4 protein-coding genes and 1 pseudogene are annotated in these 4,276 nt (G+C 53.4%); 2 read left to right on the forward strand and 3 right to left on the reverse strand.

Going from position 1 to position 4,276, the window contains the following annotated elements:
* The 3 genes and pseudogenes from AACZ40_RS28310 to argH all read right to left on the reverse strand — a co-directional run.
* Positions 1-452: pseudogene (locus AACZ40_RS28310) on the reverse strand (hypothetical protein); the annotation flags it as partial.
* Between the two features lie 137 nt (positions 453-589).
* Positions 590-1,393: a tRNA pseudouridine(38-40) synthase TruA gene (truA, locus tag AACZ40_RS28315; RefSeq protein WP_291170785.1), complete on the reverse strand. Its 804-nt coding sequence runs from the start codon at positions 1,391-1,393 to the stop codon at positions 590-592.
* A gap of 58 nt (positions 1,394-1,451) precedes the next feature.
* Positions 1,452-2,831 (reverse strand): argininosuccinate lyase, encoded by a 1,380-nt coding sequence (gene argH, locus AACZ40_RS28320; RefSeq protein ID WP_291170784.1) that lies wholly within the window; start codon positions 2,829-2,831, stop codon positions 1,452-1,454.
* A gap of 183 nt (positions 2,832-3,014) precedes the next feature.
* Here argH and AACZ40_RS28325 point away from each other — a divergent pair, with 183 nt between their 5' ends.
* Both AACZ40_RS28325 and AACZ40_RS28330 read left to right on the forward strand, forming a co-directional pair.
* On the forward strand, positions 3,015-3,770 hold the full coding sequence (locus tag AACZ40_RS28325) for a hypothetical protein (protein WP_291170783.1): 756 nt from the start codon (positions 3,015-3,017) through the stop codon (positions 3,768-3,770).
* A 140-nt stretch (positions 3,771-3,910) separates the two neighbouring features.
* A partial coding sequence (locus AACZ40_RS28330) for a 7-cyano-7-deazaguanine synthase (protein WP_339676964.1) occupies positions 3,911-4,276 on the forward strand: 366 nt, incomplete at its 3' end.

The following is a 4,276-nucleotide window of genomic DNA, read 5'->3' on the forward strand; positions in this document are numbered from 1 at the left end:
GGCAGCACCGCATCCACGGGAACCCGCTTTTCAGAGGTATGCGCGTTCTCCAGTTGAATGGGAGAGGCACAGTATGGACACTCAGAACTGGTGACAGAGTCGACAAACAGCAGCGTGGCGCCGCAACCTTCGCAGCGCACTTCCTGTTCCTGATCATCTTCTGACTGCTCCGGGTGTTCCCGCAGTTCGCGGAGGTGCGCCAGCATGGCGTGGATATCCTGCTCTTCAATTTCCCGATTCGGGTCAATGCCGATTTCTTTTTGAAAGCCGCAATGTCCACAACGGAGCTTCTGTGTTTTGATATTGAAGACCAGATCAGCGCCGCAGCCTTCACAGGGAAAAATGCGACCCTTTTGATCATCTATCCGTTCTCCCCCTCCGTCAAATGAGTCTTCCAGAAAGATCGGCTCATCGGCATCATGCGGTGGCAAAGGCGGTGGTGGTTGACTCATCTTTCGCTTTCCGGACTGAAGTCAGCGCGCCCTTCAATCTCTCTGAATCCGAATAAGATTATTCCCTGTCCCCGTGGAACACCTGGCTTACAGTAAACGTCATTTTCCTGCTCTGGATCAAATGTAATTTGCAGAAATCAATCCGGATAGTCAACCTGAACCAGGTACAATCCACATGCGGGCGCCGTCGGCCCGGCCTGCGCGCGGTCCATTCCTGCCAGAATGTTCTGTACATCGTTTGTGGTCCAGCGCCCCACGCCGACTTCAAGCAGCGTCCCGACAATCGCCCGCACCATATTGTATAAAAAACCGTCCGCGACAACATCAACGGTGATGAACTCCCTGGTCGCTGACTTCTGCGACGAAAGCTCAGCCTGTTCCAACACACCCCAGACTGGCCAGACACCAGTACGCTGCACCGTCAGTTCTTTCATTGTCCGCACACTGGTGGCTTTATTCGGGTAATGTGATTCAAAACAGCGGAAATCATGCTTGCCCAGCAGCTCCTGACCGGCGGCATGCATCCGCTCGGCGTCCAGCGGGCGGCCAAACTCACTCACATATTTTTTCAGGAACGGATAAGGAACCGTGGAATTATGGATCACATACCGATATCGCTTCTGAACCGCGGAATAGGTCGCATGAAACGCCGACGATACTTCCCGCGCTTCACGGACACAGATACTGTCCGGGAGAAACCGCTGCAAACCTGTCTGCAGGTTTTTACAGGGGATTGTAGAGTCCGTCTGAAAACTGGCGACCTGCCCTAAAGCGTGCACGCCGGCATCGGTACGACCGGCTACCAGCACCGGACTTCGCTGCTGAGTGAGTTGCTCAATCGCTGTCTCGACACAGGCCTGAACCGATGGCCCATTCGGCTGCACCTGCCAGCCCGCGTATTCCGATCCGTCATAAGCCAACGTCAGTTTGATATTTCTCATGAACGCTCAATCAGCAGAGAATACAGAAGCAGAAATCGAGATCGCCGGGAAGCGCTCTTTACAGCCCCAGTTTCTCTTTCCAGTACTGTGTCTGTTCCTGCACCGGTGCTTCTCCCCCCGAACCAAAACTGCACAGTGCCGCCATCGCGTTACGCGCCCCCAGAACCTGGTAAATGTCCTCTTCAATTTGCGGACAGGCCTGCTGCAATTCTTCTAAAGACAGATCCACCAGTCGAATGGACCGCGATTCACACAGCGAAACCAGTTTCCCGACGATGCCATGCCCGGTCCGCATTGGTGTCCCTTTTTTGATCAGGTATTCCATCAATGCGGTCGCGTCAAGAAATCCGTCTTCGAGTTTATTGGCAATTGTTTCCTGCTGCAGTTCTGCTCCTTCTACCATCGCTGCTGCCAGTTCCAGGCAGGCAGCCACTGTATCATAAGCATCAAACAGCGCCAGCTTGTCTTCCTGCATATCCCGGTTATAAGCCATCGGCAGACCTTTCAGCAGTACCAGGATCTGCTGCACATCGGAAATCGGTCGGGCCGACTTGCCACGAATCAGTTCCAGCACATCCGGATTTCGCTTTTGAGGCATGATTGACGAACCCGTGGTAAAGGCATCGGGCAGTTTGATAAAACCGAATTCTGTCGAGAACCAGGCGATCCATTCCTCTGCCCAGTTACTCAGATGGGTCGCGATCAATGCCATACAGAAGCAGAATTCCGCCAGGTAGTCCCGGTCACTGGAAATATCCAGACTGTTACGCGCCACATCGGTAAATTCCAGCAGTTCAGCCGTGTAATGCCGATCAATGGGTAATGAAGTTCCCGCCAGGGCAGCCCCTCCCAGCGGCGAAATATTCACGCGTTTCAGACAGTCTGCCAGGCGCTGTCGATCACGGTCGAACTTCTCACAGTAAGCCAGCCAGTAATGGGCGGCTTTGACCGGCTGGGCCCGCTGCAGATGCGTGAAGCCTGGCAGTACAAGATCCTGGTCCCGATCGCAGCGTTCTACAAATGCAATCTGCAGATCTTTGAGCAGCCCGTCCACGCGTTGAATTGCCTCGCGCGTGTAGAGCTTCAGATCGGTCGAAACCTGATCATTGCGGCTCCGGGCCGTATGCAGTTTTCGGCCCACATCACCTACTCGCTCAATCAGCGCGCTTTCAATGTGCATGTGGATATCTTCCAGTTCGAACCGAAACTCGAAATTCCCCGCTTCGATTTCACTGCCGATCCGGGTCAGCGTCTCAACGATCTGCGCGCATTCGTCATCGCTGATCAGGCCCACTTTGGCCAGCATCCGGGCGTGCGCCTGTGATCCCTGAATGTCTACCGCCGCCAGTCGGCTGTCAAAACTGATCGATTCCGTAAACGCTTCCACGCGGGCATCAGTCTGCTGTTGAAATCGTCCTCCCCAGGCTTTCGCGGCCACGGTGTATCTCCACTGCATGTTGAATTTGAAAGTTGAACTCGGTTCTCTGCTGTTGAAGACAACAGGCCCTGCACGTGAGATTAATCAGCAGACCGCCATCCATCAAGCCGCCTGCCAGCCTGGAGTCAAAATGCTGCGATAATTTATGTTTTTTCACCCGGTAATCAGGATTTTTATTGGTAAATGGTCTCTTTCCCCTCCTACGATGGGATCCAGAGCGTTGTTTTTTTGCCACGCATCAAGCCATCTGAAGACCATGATTTGAACTTTGAAGTCACTGCCATGAAAAACCTGCTGCCAATCCTGACTATCGTCGCCTGTCTGCTGGGAACGTCTCACTACCAGACTTCACACGCCGCCATTCAAGCCCGGAAACCGGCAAACGATTCAGAAACCACAACCGCATCTGCTACCACTGACACCGTTCCTGAATGGATTGTTCAGATCTCGCCGACTCCGGGTATGAACTCCTATGCCACCCGGGAAACCCGTTTCCCCCTGGAGCAAGGTCCGCAGCCTGTCAGCAGCAAGTCTGACAGCAATGACCTGATCATCATCGCACCGCGTGAGATTCCTCATGTCAACTCCACCGCGGTCTGTGAAAACTGCACCACCCGTTCGACGCCGATCAATCGCAGTTATTACCTGCGATCCATGCCCTGGTATCAGCGTTACACATTTGCCGGTATGCAGGGGTCCCCGGCCAGTTACATGTATGGCGACTTCATTCGTTCCGACTGGTTTGGATCGCCTTACCGGGGGAACACATTCTATTACAACGGTTACCGACCTTCCTTCCGCTTTGGTTCACTGCAGTTCCGTGGGTTCGGCAATTATGATCGCATGTATAATCCGCGGATCATTCCCTTTGGATATCAGTTCGCCGGATTACGGGATTTTTACGCGGCACTCGCGATTGCTTCCCAGCTTGGCTTATAGTCAGACTCTCAATGTCAGCGAAAACATGCCTCTCTGTGCCGAGGGGATTGCATCCACAGAACGCTCCTGCTAGTTTTCAGTTTTCAACCTGCTCACAGGTTTCATAATCGCGACTGATCCTCGAAGGAGTCTGAATATCAATGACGACTGTAGCTCCCAAAGCCGTCGTTCTCGTCAGTGGAGGCCTTGATTCGGCAACGACATTAGCCATCGCCGCGCATGCCGGGTTCGAACTGTATGCCCTGTCATTCGATTACGGCCAGCGTCATCGGCAGGAACTGGAAGCAGCAAAGAAAGTCTGTCAGGCATTTGATGTCAAAAAGTTTGTCACCTTCCCCCTGGATTTACGCGTTTTTGGCGGTTCTGCATTGACGGCGGATATCGATGTCCCCAAAGATCGCACCGAACACGATCTGGAAACCGGCATCCCCATCACTTATGTTCCCGCGCGAAATACCGTTTTTCTCTCAATCGCATTAGCGTGGGCAGAAACGCTGAATGCCTAT

Source organism: uncultured Gimesia sp., assembly GCF_963972345.1.
Lineage (GTDB): Bacteria > Planctomycetota > Planctomycetia > Planctomycetales > Planctomycetaceae > Gimesia.

Bases quoted from the DNA above. Each gene is read 5' to 3' on its own strand.
- truA (WP_291170785.1), bottom strand. From the start codon at position 1,393: ATGAGAAATATCAAACTGACGTTGGCTTATGACGGATCGGAATACGCG.
- AACZ40_RS28325 (WP_291170783.1), top strand. From the start codon at position 3,015: ATGGTCTCTTTCCCCTCCTACGATGGGATCCAGAGCGTTGTTTTTTTG.